Genomic DNA, 17077 nt, shown 5'->3' with positions numbered 1-17077 from the left:
ACTCCTGTCATATCTCACGTCCTGATGCGCAAACTTATCATTCTTGTTTTATGTTCTGGAACTTCCTGTTCCTGATGAGTTCATATTAGGCAATTCAGCCTTGGCTGAAAATGGGATATTACCGCTGATCGGTGTAAGAAAAAGCGTACATCGCTGAGCTTTCTCACCCTTAAAAAGTCAGTAATCATATGAAACTGAGTAGGATGAATCTATCAATCTCCCAATAAATCAATAGTCTGCTCTGTTGTCATCACCCCCATATAGTGATCGTAGCTTTGCGCCAGTAAACAAATCACGACAGCAGCAATCAAGGTCAAAATCTTATTTCTCATTGTCATGTTCAGCCACCTGAATCAAGGATCTATAAAAAAGGTATAAGATTTCTTTCATCTAATCTAATATAGAAAAAACAAGCACTGATCTAATTTTGAGATATGTGGACATTAAAACAATTTAATTATCTAATCACGATTGTTGAAACTGGGGGGTTTATTGCCGCTTCGGAGAAGCTGTTTATTGCTCAATCCGCCCTAAGCAGACAAATTAAAAATTTAGAAGAAGAAATCGGTTTTGAAATTTTTGATCGATCTGAAAAGAAAATTAGACTCACACCTGCTGGGGAAGCCCTGTATAAAAGTCTAAAAACCAATATCGATCATTTAAAAAGTTCCATTGTCAGTGCCCAAAGCATCAGCCGTGGTGAAGGTCGAATCATTAAAATTGCCCATTCCAGTAGTATTGTGTTGGATCAAAATAAGCTGGAAATCTTTGAGCAGCTCTGTGATATCTATAACATTGATATCGAAATGAATACGCTATCCTCTGAATTACAGCTCGAATATTTATTGAATGGGACAATTGATCTGGGTTTTATTCGCCCCCCGATTTATCACAATTTAAATGATGTCAATTCGATCAGTTTATACACTGCCCCTTTATATGTTGCTGCCCATATTGCAGACCCATTATTAAGTGAAAAAGAAAGTATATCGATCCGTGAATTGGAGCCATTAAATTTTGTTTCTGTACCGCATAAAGCCCGTGGTGGCTTAAGTTATTTGGCAGCCAATTTATGTTTGGTGAATGGTTTTAGTCCAAAAAGAACCAGAATCTATTCACGAAAAAGGTCTCAACTGGAACTGGTCGCCAATGGTTTTGGCGTGTGTATTGTGCCCGAAGAGTTTAAAGTGATTTTACCAAGTAATGTCAGACTGATTCCGATTCAGGATGAGAACACCCTCAGTGAAGTGAAACTCATCTGGAAAAAGGATGAAGATCTAATCGTTGAACGTTGTGCAGCATCGATTCATGCCTATTACAGTGCCAAATAGATGAGAGAAACAACTGACTGAGTTTCAGCTTAAATGAAAAAAGCCCGACATCCTGTCGGGCTTTTTCGTATTCCTTTCACTAGATACAACTCCTGTCATATCTCACATCCTGATGCACAAACTTATCATTCTTGTTTTATGTTTTGGAACTTCCTGTTCCTGATGAGTTCATATTAGGCAATTCAGCCTTGACTGAAAATGGGACATTGCCCTGAATTGGTGTAAGCAAAAACGTACAGGTAAGGTTAGAGCTTGGCAAAACATATCAAAACTGCTCCAAAAAAAGCCGACTTGTGTCTAAGTCGGCTTTTTGTTGTTTTTTTAGGGTGTTAAATCAATTTAAGCATTTGATTTAAATTAAATTTTTAAATTTGATTTCTCATAACGCCCATTATGTTACGTGAGGAATGAAAAACAATTGACAGAACATTAGTGCTATATTAAATTGTAATCAATGAGTTCAAGGACTAAATGAACTAAACAAACAAGGGGAATATAGTCATGACTGAGCAACCACGTTTAGTTACTAACAACGAAGAAGTAATTAAAAATATTAAACATTTTAATCATGAGTTGGATCTTTATGTAGATGGTGATTGTGATAAATCAATTACATTGCTAGTAGAAAATATCTCTCATTACAGAGCTTGGTATGCGTATTGGGATGAAGTGGAAAATAAATATTTATTTGCTCCATCAAAATATATCGGTTATCAGAATATGAATGCAAAGCAATATGCTGAATTAAACCGCTCTTATTTGGATGGGAGAAAAACTGAGATAGTTCTAGCTAATTGGTATCAGACCTTAGATGAGAATGATGAGAGCTATGAAGAGTTGAAAGTAAAATTATCTGATTATTGTTGGGATTACAGTAAAAGTCTTAACTCATTGTTTAGGATCAATGTTCTTAAGCAAGAAGATGATAAAGGTATTTTAGAAAAGGACTTAGTTGATCTGATTTATAAAGTCTACTTAGGTTTATCAAATGAAAATAAAGACCTAGTCAGAAGAAAGATTCTGAACTGAATCTAATCCTTTTAGCTGTAGTCTAAGTTTAAGATTTCCTAAAATTAACATAATAGGCGTTATGCGGAGTTGAAATGAAAAATGATCTTTAAAATCTGTCAATTCAGTCATTTTTAAGTAAAATTATTATCAATGTAATTTGCTATTTTATATTTAAATTTTCAGGATTCAGAATGATAAAAAAATTGTTGCTTGCGGGTGTTGCATGTGTGTTTTTGAATACGGCTTTTGCTGAAAATGTTGCTAGTTTTAAAGAAACATTGGATTTAGCTCAGAAAGGTGATGCTAAGGTGCAATTGAAAGTTGGTTCGATGTACGTTATGGGAGATGGTGTTGCTCAGAACTTTTTAGAAGCTGGGTCATGGTATAGAAAGTCGGCTGAGCAAGGCAATGCTATAGCACAATATAGATTAGGTATACTTTATTATTATGGTGTAGGTGTACCAAAAGATCATAATAAGGCTCTTGAGTGGTTAAAAAAGTCTTCCGATCAAGGCAATACTCAGGCAAAAAACTTTATTGATAGAATCTAATAAAAATAAAGCCAATTTTTAAGATAGGCTTTTTAGTTTTTATCAGGTTTTTTACAGTATAAATATCTGTCTTAGTAGCACTTGAATAAATATTGTTTTGACTATTGGTAAACCATTAAGGGAATTTATCGAAAATCGTAGAAATGATCTGAAAATTTCAACGATGAAAAAGTATGTGAAGCAATGGGCGGAAAACTTCGTATTGATGTAGAGCTTCCAACGGGAAAACACATAGGATTCAATGTCTAATAGACAAAAAATGGAAGCTATAAGCTTCCATTTTTGAGTTCGTATAAGAGATTGTATGTTAAATAAGCCCCTTATTTAGGGACTTTTATTGTTAACTTAGTTCTAACTCAAAATTTTCTATCGGTGATTTTTGTTTGGCATTTTTTAAAGCTAAAGAGATTTGTTCCGCAATTTTTGTAACAACAGGAACTACAACAGAATTTCCCATTTGGCGGTACATTTGGGTTCTAGATACAGGGATAACAAAATTTTCAGGGAAACCCATAATTGCTTTACATTCATTTGTAGTTAATAGTCTGATGCCTGTTTCACCATCTTTTACAAAGGTACCCGTTAAACGCTGAATCTTATGGTAAGTCGAAACTAGCGTTTTTATGGCCCCAGTTGAGTTTTTATCAACTAATGTTGGTCTTCCGTCATCTACTTTAAATAAGTATGTTTTTTGGAGATGCTCAGAAATACTATATCCAGTTATATCTTGTTCCAAAACCTCACCAATATCTTTAGAAATCATTGGAGGTTTAGGAAATTCAAATTGAATTTTTTGATCTAAGAAGGCTACCAAATAAAATCTTTTACGCTTTTGGGGAACACCAAAATGACTTGCATCAAGAACAGTATGTTGTACTTTGTATCCCATAGTTTGGAGGGTTTCAATAATTATCTGTAATGTATTCCCATCATCATGATTAATTAGTCCGGGAACATTTTCTAGAAAAAGGACAGGTGTTTTTTTATCTTTTATGATACGCACAATTTCATAAAACATAGTCCCTTGAGTTGGATGTTCAAACCCCTCTCTTTTACCGATATGACTAAAAGGTTGACATGGGAATCCCGCACATAAAATATCGTGCTTAGGAATAGAATCCACTGAAATTTTAGTAATATCTCCAAAAGGAACTTCACCAAAGTTTGTGTAGTAGGTAAATTTAGCAAAAGGATCAATTTCAGAGGAAAAGATACATTTTCCTCCATGATTTTCAAATGATTGTCGAATTCCACCTATTCCAGCAAATAGGTCAATGAAGGTGAATCCTTCAGAAAGAACACCTTTAAATACATCTCTGTGCGTAATAATTGCTAAATCTTCAGCACTTTTTGTAATTTGAGTCTGATTGTATTCAGAAAAGATTATCTTATTTTTTAGAAGCTTATCTGTAGTTTTAGCATTAGGTAAAGATAATTCATTTTTCACTTTTTGTTCTAATAATTTAGCAAAAGCAATATGCATAGGATTAGTACCATTTTCCCAAGCTTGCCATGTTTTGGAACAAACATTTAGCAAATCGGCCATTTGCTTTTGTGTCATTTGTAAACGGTTACGGAGTGCTTTAAGTGTCTTAGGTTTCATTACGGTCGATGGATATATTTTTTCATATTATCCGTACAGCGCCAATATAAGTCAATTAATGATTATCTTAACTAGATCAAAATTATATAAAACATTGGTTTAGGTAAGAGTATGAGAACTGAACTACTAGCAGAACTATATGAAGAATTTGGAATAGATAATCTACCGTTAGAACAGCATGGAAGGACTTCTGATAGGCTAGGTAAACTATATGAACGATACATATTAGAAATTTTTAGTGATTTCAAAACTATGATTTTCTATAGTGACCCTATTGTATATCCTCAAGAATCTACGATAGTTAATAGGATTTTAGAAGCCTTAAATATTTATCTTGAAGATATTTCAGATGTAAGTAGTAGTGATAGTAGTCTGGGGCGAACCATTGCTGGTGGATTACCAAAGACAGATGCTTGTATCACTATTCACTTATATGATGGCACAAAAAGATTAGTACCATTGAATATTAAACATTCAAGTAAACCTAAAGTATCTATTGCAGAATATGATGTGGAAACAATATGTCGCGGTGTTGGTATTCCTGATGGTGAGTTGAAAGAATTAATGCGTAAACATCAAAATGATCAAAGTGCTAAGTTATTTACTAATGTTCAAAAGCAGCGTTTAACAGAACTATTGGAACCATACAGAGAGCAGTTTATTCGTTGGTGTGTTACGTTAAGTGCTGAAAAAAGCGAAGGAAATATTTTACATCCAGACTTATTGATTCGATTTAAAGTGATTGATCGTGAGTATGTAGATGTAACAATAACAAATATTGATGATTATATAAGTGATCGGATTGCTGAGGGATCTAAAGTTAGAAAACCAGGATTTGGAACTGGTTTGAATTGGACTTATGCTAGTGGCAGTGGAGCTCAAAAAATGCAGTTTAAAGGTTAATATTTGAGAATGACAATAAAAAACCCCCGACATCCTGTCGGGGTTTTTCGTATTTGGTACTAGGGTCAACTCCTGTCATCCCTCGCGTCCTGTCGCTGATCTTATTGTTGTTATATGGAACATCCTGTTCTCGATGAATCCATAATAGGAAATTGAGCTAAATGTGCCTATTGGCAATTTTCCTGAATTGTTGTACGCCAGAACGTACATGGACATATCCTCAAATTATCCCGATATTTGTCCGCAGGAAATGGGGATAAAAGTAGGTCATTGAAGCCTTAAGAAATCAGGAAAATTTGAATTTTTGAGTGCTTTTTGACCAATTTTATTGGCTAAAAGTGACAAATTTGCTTAAAAAGCAGCCGACTTGTTTCTAAGTCGGCTTTTGGGTGTTTTTGGGGGTTATGTAAAATTTGTAATAAATTGATTTAAAATAACTTTTTAAGTACGGTTTCGCATAACGCCTATTATGTTAAATAGGTGGAAATTGAATTAATAAATGCTGAATATACTTATATTTTTTACTATTTTCTTTTAGAGTATGACTAATTTTTTCTGTACTTCTAATTATGAAAGATATTCCTATTTCTCAGCAACTTATTTCGACATTACAACAAATCGCAGAGCCAAAAGTTACAGATTGGGTAATGGTGGTGGTGGTTATTTTGAACCTAATTCTCTCAGGCATAATTATTTGTCAGTTTTGTCTAAGTAGAAAGGTATTTAAACAAGAACATGAGAGAGCAAGGAAGGAGAAAGCTATAGATTTATTAATGTTTTGGGATGAAACACTAGAGAGGTCTTCAACACTTGCTAGAAAGTTAGTTGAAAATTTCACGTTTGAGCAATCCAAACAGCTATTAAATCAAGAAGCTATCATGAATATTGACATAAAGTATAAAAACAATTTTTTAACGATTTTTCCAAATATTGAAAAACAAGGACACGAAGGAATTGAAATAGACAATCAGCAATTTTTTACTCTAAAACAGGAATTTTCAGGATTACTAAGATGGGAAATAATTAGTTATTTAAATAACTTAGAAACAGTATTATCTGCATGGTCTCATCATGTTTGTGATCAACAGATGATAACAGAACAATTTAAGTATTTAGTTTCAACACAAGATAATCATTTTTTACTGGAAAACTTTAGACAAGCGTGTGGCTCCTCTTCTTATCCTTGTATCAATAAGTTTATTAAACATTTAAAAGATGGTTTGGAGATGCCTAGTCCCAGCAAGAGTAAACTAGGTTAAATAATTAGAGAATCTAAAATTAACATAATACAGCTTATGCGAAATTATAAAAAACCCTTTAAAATTTAAAGGGTTTTTTATAATTTTATCAATTAAACCGAATGACCTAAGCGCTCACCCATCACCACTGTCGAATTGGCTTTAAACTGCTCTTCCCAGACCATTTTATCTTTTTCAAATAAAACCACAGCAGTTGAGCCTAGGTAGAAACGACCTAACTCTGCACCTTTATCCAATTGCATTTGGTGATGCTGCAATTCAACTTTGCCAGAAGGTTTTACTTTGCCCGTTGCAACCGTTTCAATACCAGCCACAATCATGGCACCAACCAAAACCACCGCCATACGCCCCAGCTCGGTATCAAATAAGCACACCATACGCTCATTACGTGCAAACAAGCCCGGTACGTTTTCAGCCGTGGTTTGATTGACTGAGAACAACTCACCCGGAATATATAAGGTTTCGGTTAATGTCCCCGCCAAAGGCATATGGACGCGATGATAATCTTTCGGTGATAAATAAACGGTTGCAAATTGACCATCTTGGAAAGGTTTAGCCAATTGCGGATCGCCAATTAATTTCTCAACTGAAAAACTTTGACCTTTGGCTTGGAAAATATCACCTGCTTCGATTTTACCCAGTTGCGAAATCGCACCATCCGCTGGACAAACAATACTATCCGCTTGCTCATCGATACCACGGACACCATCTTTTAACGCACGGGTAAAAAATTCATTGAAAGATTTATACTGTTGCGCATTGCTTTGTTCAGCAATGCTCATATCAATTCCGTATTTTGCTTTGAACGCTTGAATAACAGCAGTTTTTACCAAAAGATTTTCACTTGCGGCTACCTTACCCACAACACGGCTGAGTTGATGTTGCGGCACCAGATTCTGTGCTTTGATAAATAATTGTTTTTTTAAATCTGCTGCAAAACTCAAGATGGTGACTCCCCTGAAATAATAGGACTATCGAGGCGATTGCCCCATTCACTCCACGCACCATCGTAGGCCCTAACTTGCCAGTTGAGCAATCTTGCCAAAATATACGCCAAGCCAGAACGGTGATGAGACTGACAGTACACCACCACAGGTTGTTGTAAATTAAAGCCTAATTGTTCTAAACGTTGTTGTGTGCGTTCAAGCGGGTGTAATTTTAGATGATTTTCACGGTTTAGGGCAGTACTCCATTCAAAATGCAGTGCATTTGGGATGTGACCACCGCGTCGCGCAGCGAGGCGTAAGCCTGTATATTCCTCGTTGGTACGGCAATCCCAGAGCTGAATATTATCTTGTTCAACCTGTTGTAACAATTCGTGATATTCGATTCGATGCTGCTGTACCGTGTCTAAATCGATCTGAAACAGATCAGCAACGGATTTTACGGGATCGACTTCAGCAGTAGTCGGCAAACCAGCTCCCAACCAGCCATGAATACCACCATTAATCAAACTGGTACGGTTAAAACCAAGGCAATGTAAATTCCAGATCAAACGCCCTGCCCAAGCCCCACCTTCATCGTCATAGACTACGACATGATGCTGAGGTGAAATATTTAATTTTTCGATTAAGGCTTGTAAGCCTGCTAAATCTGGCAACACCCCGTTGGCCTGTTCTTGTTGTGCAACCAAGTATTTAGGTTGTAAATGTATGGCATGAGGAATATGCAGTTGCTCATACACCGAAGCTCGGCTTAAATCGACAATACGAATCAACTCGCTGCCCAAATAAGACACCAGTTGTTCAGGCTCAATCAGTAAACCCAGTTTAAAATCTACGTCAGTCATGGTTATGCTGTTTTATCATCCGCATTGGGGATGATATTAACATAGCCGACTTTTTATCTTTGTCTGATTTTTTGCATTGATTTAGCAGAAAAGTAGATATACCGTCTGACGAATATCCATAATGCTTTTGAGATTTAATATAAGCTATCACATGAAATTAGATACTCGAAAACGTCATCCACAACCTGCGAAATATCTACAAGGTATTGTTTCTGCGAAATATAAAATAGAAGAAGGAAATGAACAGGTTTTGTGGATGACAATGGTTTTGCCTACTTTTCCCGAAAGAAAAGTAGGTCGAACCGAAGGTTGAACTTAATATTTAAAAAATGCCCAGTAAGATACCGCCATCACCATCCTCTAAACTTGTTTGCTTAAACGCTAACTTCGTTCTCTTCAATCTCAAACACCTGACGTAAATACGCCAAGAACGTATCATTATCCGTCATGGTCTTACCTGGGCTATCCGAAATCTTCGCTACTGACTGACGATTACACTCCACCAATTTCAACACAATATTCAATGGTTTCTGCCCCATATCATTGGTCAAATTGGTGCCAATCCCAAAACTTACTTGGAAACGGTCTTTAAAATACTGATGCAATAACCATGCTTTCTCTAAATTCAGGCCATCGCTAAAGGTTAGCATCTTGGTTTTGGTATCAATCTTGAGTTTCCGATAATGCGCATAAGCCTTATCACCCCACTCATACGGATCACCACTGTCGTGACGTAAACCATCAAACAACTTGGCAAAATACAAATCAAAGTCACGCAGGAAAGCATCCATTCCTACCACATCAGTCAAGGCAATGCCTAGATCACCACGATACTCTTGTACCCATGCTTCCAAAGCTGCTTTTTGAAAATTACGTAACCGCACATCAAGTGCCTGAAAAGCCTGTAAAAATTCATGCGCCATGGTACCAATCGGGCTAATCCCCAATTGCTTTGCCAACAGTACATTGCTGGTGCCTCGGAATACTTTGGGTGCTGCGGTCTGAAAAGCTTGCACCACATGTTTTTGCCATTCAAAACTATAACGACGACGCGTACCAAAATCAGACACTAAAAATGGTGGTTCTTTATCTTGTTGTTCTTGGGCATAGTGCTGTAATTGCAGCAATTTCTGTTGTAAGCGTCGTTCACCTTCCGCCAGCACGTCATCACTCCGAATACGTCGGAAATACAGTTCATTTACGATGGCCAAGACAAAAATCTCAAACATCATCGCCTGAACCATAGGGCCTTCAATACGAATATCTAAACGCCCCGTATCATCAATACTGGCTTGAATAAAGCGACGTTTCAGTTGGAATAATTCGAGATAATCAACAAAATCACTTTTAATAAAACGCAATGAACGCAGATATTGCAATTCATCTTCTGCAAAACGCAGTTCACAGAGTAGATCTAGCTGCTGATTCAAATCATCCAAAATATCAACTAGGGGATAAACCGTATCTTCTAAATTGCGGCAACGAAATAAATAAACACTATGTGTTTGCGGAAACTGATGTAACACCACCTGTAACATGGTGAATTTATATAAGTCGGTATCCAGTAAAGATTGAATAATTGGTGTAGACATGACTGACTTAGGATCTATTCTATTTCAAGCATTAAAGCATACTTTTATCCGAAAATGAGACTGTCTACGACGATGGATATTTTTTCAAAAACCATACCCAACAAAGTATTTTTAAATTCAAATATTTAAAGCGAAAAGCAAACTTAGTTCGATACTGAAGGTTGAATCTGCTTTAAACGTTGCTGTTGTCCAAATTGAATCGCGAATTGTTCAGCAGTGAGCTGTCCTGTTTTCTCTGCATTCGCATCACAATCGACCTGACGCAATTGTTTGGCAATGCTCCATTCAGCTTTGACAATCGCCCCCATTAAAGCCGTATGTCCACGTTTGTCTCGTAGGCAACGATTAGCATTGTATTGCAACAATGTTTTTACTGCATCTTTCTGTCCATAATAACTCGCCATCATCAATGCGCTATAACCAGAATGATCTTGAATATCAACTGGGAAACCATGCTTTAAAAACTCTTGCAAGACCTCGATATTGCCGACTTTGGCTGCAGAGAAAAATAGCTCAACCACTTCCTCTGATCCTTTGACTGTGACAGATGGCGTGCCTACATAGCCAGAAATCGAGAAACTGCCACAAACTAAGCTGATCGCAAATCATAAAGACCGAAAATGAACCATTATTCACACCCAATTAATAGTCTAAAAAGGAATGCCTGTAACACTCGCCCTAGGTGCAGGAAAGGCTATTGAGGTTACAGGACTTTCTGGGGGTAACATTCAGGCACCTGTTACCACATCTTGAAAACGTTTATTCGTCTTTTAGCTGCGACGCTTTGGTCTGTACATTTTTTAGATTTACATTTAGCGCTTTGGCAAGACGCGCTCCATAATCGGCATCGGCCTTGTAGAAGTAAGACAGCATAATGGTCTTGGTTTCGATATCTTTTACTGCACCTAAATCCGCAGCAAGGTTACGAATCAAGTCATTTTTTTCAACGACTGAATAACTACGGTATAACTCACCCGCTTGTTTAAAGGGCTGCTGTTTCTGAATTGCCTGCTGCAATACCGTACCTTGCAAAGGCGTTTGTACAGCTCTGGCAATCTCAGTAGATGGTTTAGGCTCAACCGTACTTGGCTCATAATTCACATGGGATTCAGTCTGCCCCATGTTCATAAAACCTTCTTGGTTGTTGTTATTCACCGTAACCCGAGGACGATTCACTGGAATCTGCTGATGGTTCGCACCTAAACGGTATAACTGTGTATCCGAATAAGAGAAGATACGTCCTTGCAGTAAACGGTCTTCCGATGGCTCAATCCCAGGAATTAAGTTACCTGGAGCAAATGCCGATTGTTCTGTCTCCTGGAAGAAGTTTTTCGGCATACGATTCAGCGTCAACGTCCCTACTTTCACTTCAGGGACCAGATCATTTGGCCAGATTTTGGTTGCATCTAATGGATTGAAATCAAATTTGCCCAAATCTTTTGGATCAAGCACCTGAATATACAAATCCCATTTTGGATAGTTTCCAGCATAGACATTTTTGTACATATCATTGGTCAAATGATTCCAGTCACGACCTTGAACTTCACGCACCTGATCCAGATTCAGCCCTTTCACACCTTGTTTAGAACGCCAGTTGAACTTAACGTACTTATATTCGCCTTTGTCGTTATAGAGTTTAAAGGCATGCACGCCAAAACCATCTAGCGTGCGGTAGCTTTCTGGTGTACCTAAATTGGAATAGACATAGGTCAACATATTGATTGACCAAGGCTGGCTTTTTAAGAAATCAAAAATACGGTTCGGATCTTGGACATTAGTCACTGGATCAGGCTTCATCGCATGAACAAAATCTGGAAACTTGATTGCATCACGAATAAAGAACACAGGTAGGTTATTGCCGACCAAATCCCAGTTACCTTGTTGGGTATAGAATTTCACTGCGAAACCATGTGGATCACGTGCGGTTTCTGGAGAACCTTTAGGATGAATCACCGTTGAAAAGCGAACAAAAACAGGGGTTGTAGTACCTGCTTTAAACATGGACGCGACAGTTAAATCAGACAAATCTTTTGTTGCGACGAAATCACCGTATACACCTGTACCACGTGCATGTACTACACGCTCAGGAATACGTTCACGGCCAAAACGTTGTAATTTTTGAATCAGCTGTACATCTTGGAGTAGCGTTGCGCCATTCGCGCCTGCTGTCATAGAATTTTGATTGTCACCTACAGGTGCACCGTTGTCTTTTGTTAAAGGTGCTGCATACGCGGTGCCGAGCGTTGCTGCAATAATTGTAAATAAAAAAGTTCGCTTAAACATGCTATTAAATCCAAAATCAAAATACCTTTCCTGCACTGGGACTATACAAAGATTTCAACAATAGATAAAAAAGATAATTTTAATAAAATAAATCGAAAAATAAGATTGAGACCAGCCAAGCATCTTGCTGGGGTCGGTGTAGAACAACCAAATCTGTTAGACTGTTGCGCTGATTCAATACCGATCTTCATTTTTATGCGCGCATTAATTCAACGTGTCCTCGAAGCCAAAGTTGTGGTTGAAGGGCAAACCACTGGCGAAATTCAACACGGCTTATTGGTATTTTTAGGTCTAGGCAAAGCAGACACTTTAGAAAAAGGCAAAAACCTGATTGATAAGATTTTGAAGTATCGTATTTTTGATGATGAGCAAGGCAAAATGGGCTGGAATGTCAGCCAAGCTAATGGTGGAATTCTATTGGTTTCACAATTTACCTTGATGGCACAAACCCAAAAAGGCTTACGTCCTGACTTTGGACCAGCCATGCCGCCTGCAGAAGCCAAAGTCCTGTATGAGCAATTGGTTGAATATGCACAACAACAATTCGAGCATGTGCAAACAGGTATTTTTGCAGCAGATATGAAAGTTCATTTAATCAATGATGGGCCCGTCACCTTCAATTTAGAAATTGAATAATGCTAGGCAATAAAAAACTCCCCAATTGGGGAGTTTTTTATATCAGCTTATTTGCCAGTTTTTTCTTTAATAAAGGCACGTGCTTGACGGATTTTTTCTTTTACAGGTTTTGGTACTTTTGGTGGAATCAATTTAGCTGCTTGGTTAAACCAAACCAATAGACTGAAGTCACCTTCCATTTTGATGCTGCCATCTTGCATACCTGTCATGAATGCTGTTGGGTCGCCTTTTAGCAACGTTTTTACACCTTGCTCACTCGATGCAAATTGTAAAATAAAATCTGCTTTTTCTGGGCTACCTGCAACCGTATCAATCTTGCCATGATTCACAAGAATCTGACGCGCCAAACCTAAATCTGTACCAATCTGAATACGAAATTCACGGTCATGTACCAATTCAATAAACTTTGGGCTCGTACGTGCCAATTGCTTCATACGTAACGCCAAACCTGCCACTAATAAATCCAGTGGATCAGTGCTTACATCAACGATAGGTAACTTAACCACAGGTAAAGAAGAAAGCTTCATGACAATTATGCCTACAGTATTATGATGAAAATTAAGACAACCGTATCCTAGCACAGTTGTAGAGCTGTCTGTAAAAGCTTTGTTGCAAAAAATTAGTGCAAAAAAGGCATGCTGAGCATGCCTTTGATGTTGTTAAAATTATTATCATTTATCTGCTAGAACATTGCTGCTGGTCGTCCTTATACACAGGGGTATGTTCAATATACTGACGATTAGCCAACTGTTTTTGTGCTTGTTTGTCTTCACGTAAAAGAATAAATGTAACCGTTATCATCGCAAGGCTCAACGCGGTCAAATAACTATAGGCGACGGACATCTCGAATATGGTTTGCGCACCAAAGCGTACCACTTCTAACAGTCCCCAGCACAGCATACCCGCCAACATAAAACCTAACCAACGACGATAAGGAGAAAAGAAAACAGCAATAACTGCGACAGCGATTAAGCCAAATCCAACCAACATGGTGAAATTCGCTGCTTCCATAGAAACCTCCGTCTTTAAAAGGGTGGTCTGTAGTGTGTTCAGACCTCTATATTGTTCTGTAATCTCTAACAGTACTTCGTGTTGCATTAACGTCTTTATGCATTATGGAGCGTTTTTTTTAGAAAAAAAGAGCCTGAAATTAACCTTACGACACAAGCTGTCGCAATATGCTTTTGTCATTACATTTTTAAAACAGAGAAAAGTCCTGAATCTCCATATAGCATCAATTGCCGCGTGTCATTACAAAAAACTATGTGTGTTTTTGGCTGCAAAAAAACTTTTTTCGGAATTTTTTTATCGTTGTTTTTCTATACATTTAGACATAATTATGACGAATAAGTGACGCACTAAAAATGCATAAGGCCGCTGAGATAGCGGCCTTATTTTGAAGCATATTATTGGGGAGGTTAAGCTCGATTTAAATCTTTATCATGCATACCCAACAAGTACAATACACCATCCAAACCAACACTCGATATGGCCTGATTGGCATTTTGACGAACTAAAGGTTTTGCACGGAATGCAACACCTAAACCAGCGATTGAAAGCATCGGCAAATCATTGGCACCATCCCCCACTGCCATTGCTTGCTCTAGCGAAATTCCCATTTTTTCCGCCAATTGACGTAACAGTTCAGCTTTACGGGCACCATCCACAATTGCGCCTTTGACTTCGCCTGTCACAAAACCATCTTCTACATCAAGAATATTGGCATGTACTTCATCAATCCCAAGTTTTGCTTGTAAGTACTCAGCAAAGTACTGGAAACCACCTGATAAAATTGCCGTCTTATAACCTAAGGCTTTCAAGGTAGAGATCAAACGCTCTGCTCCTTCGGTCACAGTCAAACGTTCCGCAATTTTCGGTAATACTGAAGCATCCAAACCTTTTAATAAAGCAACTCGGGCACGAAAACTTTGTTGAAAATCAAGTTCACCCAACATGGCACGCTCAGTAATTTCAGCAACTTGAGCGCCAACGCCTGCTTCTAATGCCAGTTCATCAATGACTTCTTGTTCAATCAGGGTAGAGTCCATATCAAAGCAAACTAAACGACGATTACGGCGATAAGCATTATCTTCTTGTACCGCAACATCAATATTTAACTCACCAGATAAACTTAAACATGCAGCGCGCATGGCCTGTGCATCCAACATCTGCCCACTGAGACCAAACTGGACACAAGCACGACGTGGAAAATGACTTTCTGTCCCAAGTTCTAAACGGCCAGATAAACGGGTGATCGTTTCAATGTTAAAGCCCTGACTCGACACAATTTTTGTGACCGCTTGCAAATGTGCAGCGGTGAGTTCAGGTGCAAGCGCAGTGACGATATAACGTGTTCGGCCACCTTCACTCACCCATTGATCATATTCTGCGTTGGAGATTGGTTTAAATCGCACAGTTAAGCCAATATCATGTGCTAAAATCAGAATCTCTTTCATTGCTAATGCCGTTGCAGTCTCATTATCCGATGCAACAACGATCCCAAGGGTCAGTTGATTATGGATAACTGCCTGACCGACATCGAGTATTTGCAAAGAATGTACGGATAGTACCTGCATTAATCGAGTAAACTGATTCGGTTGATCTGGTCCTAGAAAGGATATAAGAATGATTTCTCGCATGAATTGACTCGTGGTTGAGCGACAACTATTGTAAGAATCATAACATAACCCATGAATCTATTTGCCTTGGAAGTTTAACTTGAATGCGCCTCGCCAAGGGCTATTTGCTAGCCTACTGATCGTAAGTTTTGCATTGCATACCTTTTTATTGGTGATTGCAACGACACATCAACTCAATGAAAATCGCGCCAGCCAAGGACAGCTGATGACCAGTCAGTTAGTGGCAGATAGTCTTTCAGAGTTAGAACCTGCTAATACAGTTTCACTGGCATTGGTTGCGAATCGTTATGCAACCAATCCAAGTGTTGCATCCATTCGAATTTTAGATGCCAATAAACAAGTGCTTGCAACCAGTGGTATGGCTAAAACCCGCCAAGGCGAAGTATTTGTTCGTGATGCATTACAAAATGAAAAGAAAGTCGGTACCGTTGAAATTACCTTAATCCAACCGAGTATCGGTGAGATTTTGCGAACTCAATGGTTGGCTATTTTAGTTTCTTTATTTATTCATGGGTTAATTTGGTTGGCTTATCGTGCTATTGCGCGTCCAACCCGTAGCGAATACTTGGCACGCATCAATCAAGAAAATCATCTCAAGCATGAGATTCAGCGTTTAACCCAAGCATTGGCTTTGGAAAAACAAAATACCGTGACTTTGGTTGCTCAAGCACAGCAACAAGCAAAAACACAAGATAAGCCACGTGTTGAAAAGAACCTAGTTGAATCATCCCAAATCAATGATCAAGCTTTAGCTCTGAACATCCAATTTTATGATCCGAAACAATTACTGAGCAGTGTCAATCAGTCTGTTTCCGTTCCGTATTTCAAACTATGCCAATTATTTTTGGATAAAAGTATTGATCTCTGTGCTAAACATTATCAAATCGATGCTTCACAGATTCGCGTCGCGCAAGAATTTAATGCCGATGGTGCAACTTTAGCAACCAGCTCAGAACAACCCCATGCACTTGAATGTTTGATGATGGTTGGGGCTGTTTTCCAATTATTGGCAGACGTGCTTTACAAGCGTTACCGTGAAGATAAACGTTTTGCACTACAAACACGCGGTGCGGTTGCAAGTGCTGTTGATGCCATGCAGTTAGATGCGCTTGAAGCTGCGAAACGTTTGGCACAACATTTACACGCTAAAGAAGCGGCTTTGCATTTAAATCACGAACAGCTCAAAACGATTCAAAACAACTATGAATTGGTGGCAATGCCAAATCCAAGCAATATCATGACACGCCATGCCTTTATGATTAATGGTATGAATGAAGAGTGTGCAACACTTGCTCAAACGCTGCGTACCGAAATTTTAATGGGTAAAAAAGTCAAGACCTCGACAGAGCTTGAATAAGTTACCCTCCACTTACGGTAAATAAGTCATCGCAAACACAAGGCTTTGTCTCATACAAAGCCTTGTGTTTTTTTGTTTAGCCCATACATATAAACCTTACAATCGCATCACACCGTCTTGTAA

The 17077-nt window shown here is 38.2% G+C and carries 18 protein-coding genes and 1 pseudogene; 9 read left to right on the top strand and 10 right to left on the bottom strand.

The genetic code is table 11. The features are described from left to right. Positions 1-212: 212 nt before the first annotated feature. Positions 213-338 (bottom strand): hypothetical protein, encoded by a 126-nt coding sequence (locus NDN11_RS18180; protein WP_266095275.1) that lies wholly within the window; start codon positions 336-338, stop codon positions 213-215. Between the two features lie 96 nt (positions 339-434). Here NDN11_RS18180 and NDN11_RS00480 point away from each other — a divergent pair, with 96 nt between their 5' ends. The 4 genes and pseudogenes from NDN11_RS00480 to NDN11_RS00465 form a co-directional block, all read left to right on the top strand. After that, the gene (locus NDN11_RS00480) at positions 435-1331 is read left to right on the top strand and encodes a LysR family transcriptional regulator (protein WP_251110465.1); all 897 of its coding nucleotides are present in this window, start codon (positions 435-437) and stop codon (positions 1329-1331) included. A 501-nt stretch (positions 1332-1832) separates the two neighbouring features. Then, positions 1833-2360: a hypothetical protein gene (locus tag NDN11_RS00475; protein ID WP_251110464.1), complete on the top strand. Its 528-nt coding sequence runs from the start codon at positions 1833-1835 to the stop codon at positions 2358-2360. Positions 2361-2533: 173 nt separating this feature from the next. Then, positions 2534-2893 carry a tetratricopeptide repeat protein gene (locus tag NDN11_RS00470; RefSeq protein ID WP_251110463.1) on the top strand — a complete coding sequence of 120 codons (360 nt, stop codon included), beginning with the start codon at positions 2534-2536 and terminating at the stop codon, positions 2891-2893. Between the two features lie 121 nt (positions 2894-3014). Further along, positions 3015-3142: pseudogene (locus NDN11_RS00465) on the top strand (transcriptional regulator); the annotation flags it as partial. A gap of 91 nt (positions 3143-3233) precedes the next feature. Here the strand turns inward: NDN11_RS00465 and NDN11_RS00460 are convergent. Continuing rightward, positions 3234-4496, bottom strand: a complete 1263-nt coding sequence (locus NDN11_RS00460; RefSeq protein ID WP_251110462.1) for a DNA cytosine methyltransferase — start codon at positions 4494-4496, stop codon at positions 3234-3236. Positions 4497-4607: 111 nt separating this feature from the next. On the opposite strand from NDN11_RS00460, the gene NDN11_RS00455 reads away from it, so the two are divergent. Together NDN11_RS00455 and NDN11_RS00450 are read left to right on the top strand one after the other, a co-directional pair. Beyond that, a complete protein-coding gene (locus NDN11_RS00455) occupies positions 4608-5399 on the top strand; it encodes an MspI family type II restriction endonuclease (protein WP_251110461.1) in 792 nt (263 codons plus the stop codon). Positions 5400-5968: 569 nt separating this feature from the next. Then, on the top strand, positions 5969-6658 hold the full coding sequence (locus tag NDN11_RS00450; RefSeq protein WP_251110460.1) for a hypothetical protein: 690 nt from the start codon (positions 5969-5971) through the stop codon (positions 6656-6658). Positions 6659-6750: 92 nt separating this feature from the next. On the opposite strand, the gene asd is transcribed toward NDN11_RS00450, so the two are convergent. Beyond that, positions 6751-7602: an archaetidylserine decarboxylase gene (gene asd, locus NDN11_RS00445; protein WP_251110459.1), complete on the bottom strand. Its 852-nt coding sequence runs from the start codon at positions 7600-7602 to the stop codon at positions 6751-6753. Then, positions 7599-8447 (bottom strand): sulfurtransferase, encoded by an 849-nt coding sequence (locus NDN11_RS00440; protein ID WP_251110458.1) that lies wholly within the window; start codon positions 8445-8447, stop codon positions 7599-7601. The genes asd and NDN11_RS00440 overlap by 4 nt, the downstream gene beginning before the upstream one ends. Positions 8448-8598: 151 nt before the next feature. On the opposite strand from NDN11_RS00440, the gene NDN11_RS00435 reads away from it, so the two are divergent. Further along, positions 8599-8760, top strand: a complete 162-nt coding sequence (locus NDN11_RS00435) for a hypothetical protein (protein WP_167248457.1) — start codon at positions 8599-8601, stop codon at positions 8758-8760. A 61-nt stretch (positions 8761-8821) separates the two neighbouring features. Here the strand turns inward: NDN11_RS00435 and pncB are convergent, their stop codons facing one another. From pncB to NDN11_RS00420, 3 genes are all read right to left on the bottom strand, one after another. Then, positions 8822-10039 (bottom strand): nicotinate phosphoribosyltransferase, encoded by a 1218-nt coding sequence (gene pncB / locus NDN11_RS00430; RefSeq protein WP_251110457.1) that lies wholly within the window; start codon positions 10037-10039, stop codon positions 8822-8824. Between the two features lie 143 nt (positions 10040-10182). Next, positions 10183-10638 carry an ankyrin repeat domain-containing protein gene (locus NDN11_RS00425; protein ID WP_502801362.1) on the bottom strand — a complete coding sequence of 152 codons (456 nt, stop codon included), beginning with the start codon at positions 10636-10638 and terminating at the stop codon, positions 10183-10185. A 160-nt stretch (positions 10639-10798) separates the two neighbouring features. Beyond that, positions 10799-12322, bottom strand: a complete 1524-nt coding sequence (locus tag NDN11_RS00420) for a catalase (RefSeq protein ID WP_251110456.1) — start codon at positions 12320-12322, stop codon at positions 10799-10801. A 195-nt stretch (positions 12323-12517) separates the two neighbouring features. Between NDN11_RS00420 and dtd the strand changes: the two genes are divergently transcribed. Then, on the top strand, positions 12518-12958 hold the full coding sequence (gene dtd / locus NDN11_RS00415) for a D-aminoacyl-tRNA deacylase (RefSeq protein ID WP_251110455.1): 441 nt from the start codon (positions 12518-12520) through the stop codon (positions 12956-12958). Between the two features lie 47 nt (positions 12959-13005). Here dtd and NDN11_RS00410 read toward each other — a convergent pair whose 3' ends face one another. From NDN11_RS00410 to serB, 3 genes are all read right to left on the bottom strand, one after another. Next, positions 13006-13485 (bottom strand): SCP-2 sterol transfer family protein, encoded by a 480-nt coding sequence (locus NDN11_RS00410; protein ID WP_167248452.1) that lies wholly within the window; start codon positions 13483-13485, stop codon positions 13006-13008. 148 nt (positions 13486-13633) lie between these two features. Next, entirely contained in the window at positions 13634-13969 is a 336-nt protein-coding gene (aciT, locus tag NDN11_RS00405; protein WP_167248451.1) for a ciprofloxacin tolerance protein AciT, read from the bottom strand. A 407-nt stretch (positions 13970-14376) separates the two neighbouring features. Next, positions 14377-15597, bottom strand: coding sequence for a phosphoserine phosphatase SerB (gene serB, locus NDN11_RS00400; protein ID WP_251110454.1), 1221 nt, complete (start codon positions 15595-15597; stop codon positions 14377-14379). A gap of 61 nt (positions 15598-15658) precedes the next feature. On the opposite strand from serB, the gene NDN11_RS00395 reads away from it, so the two are divergent. Further along, entirely contained in the window at positions 15659-16954 is a 1296-nt protein-coding gene (locus tag NDN11_RS00395; protein ID WP_251110453.1) for a hypothetical protein, read from the top strand. Positions 16955-17077: the final 123 nt, after the last annotated feature.

The organism is Acinetobacter sp. C26M (assembly GCF_023702675.1).
GTDB lineage: Bacteria > Pseudomonadota > Gammaproteobacteria > Pseudomonadales > Moraxellaceae > Acinetobacter.
This window is presented reverse-complemented; position numbering and strand designations above follow the sequence as displayed.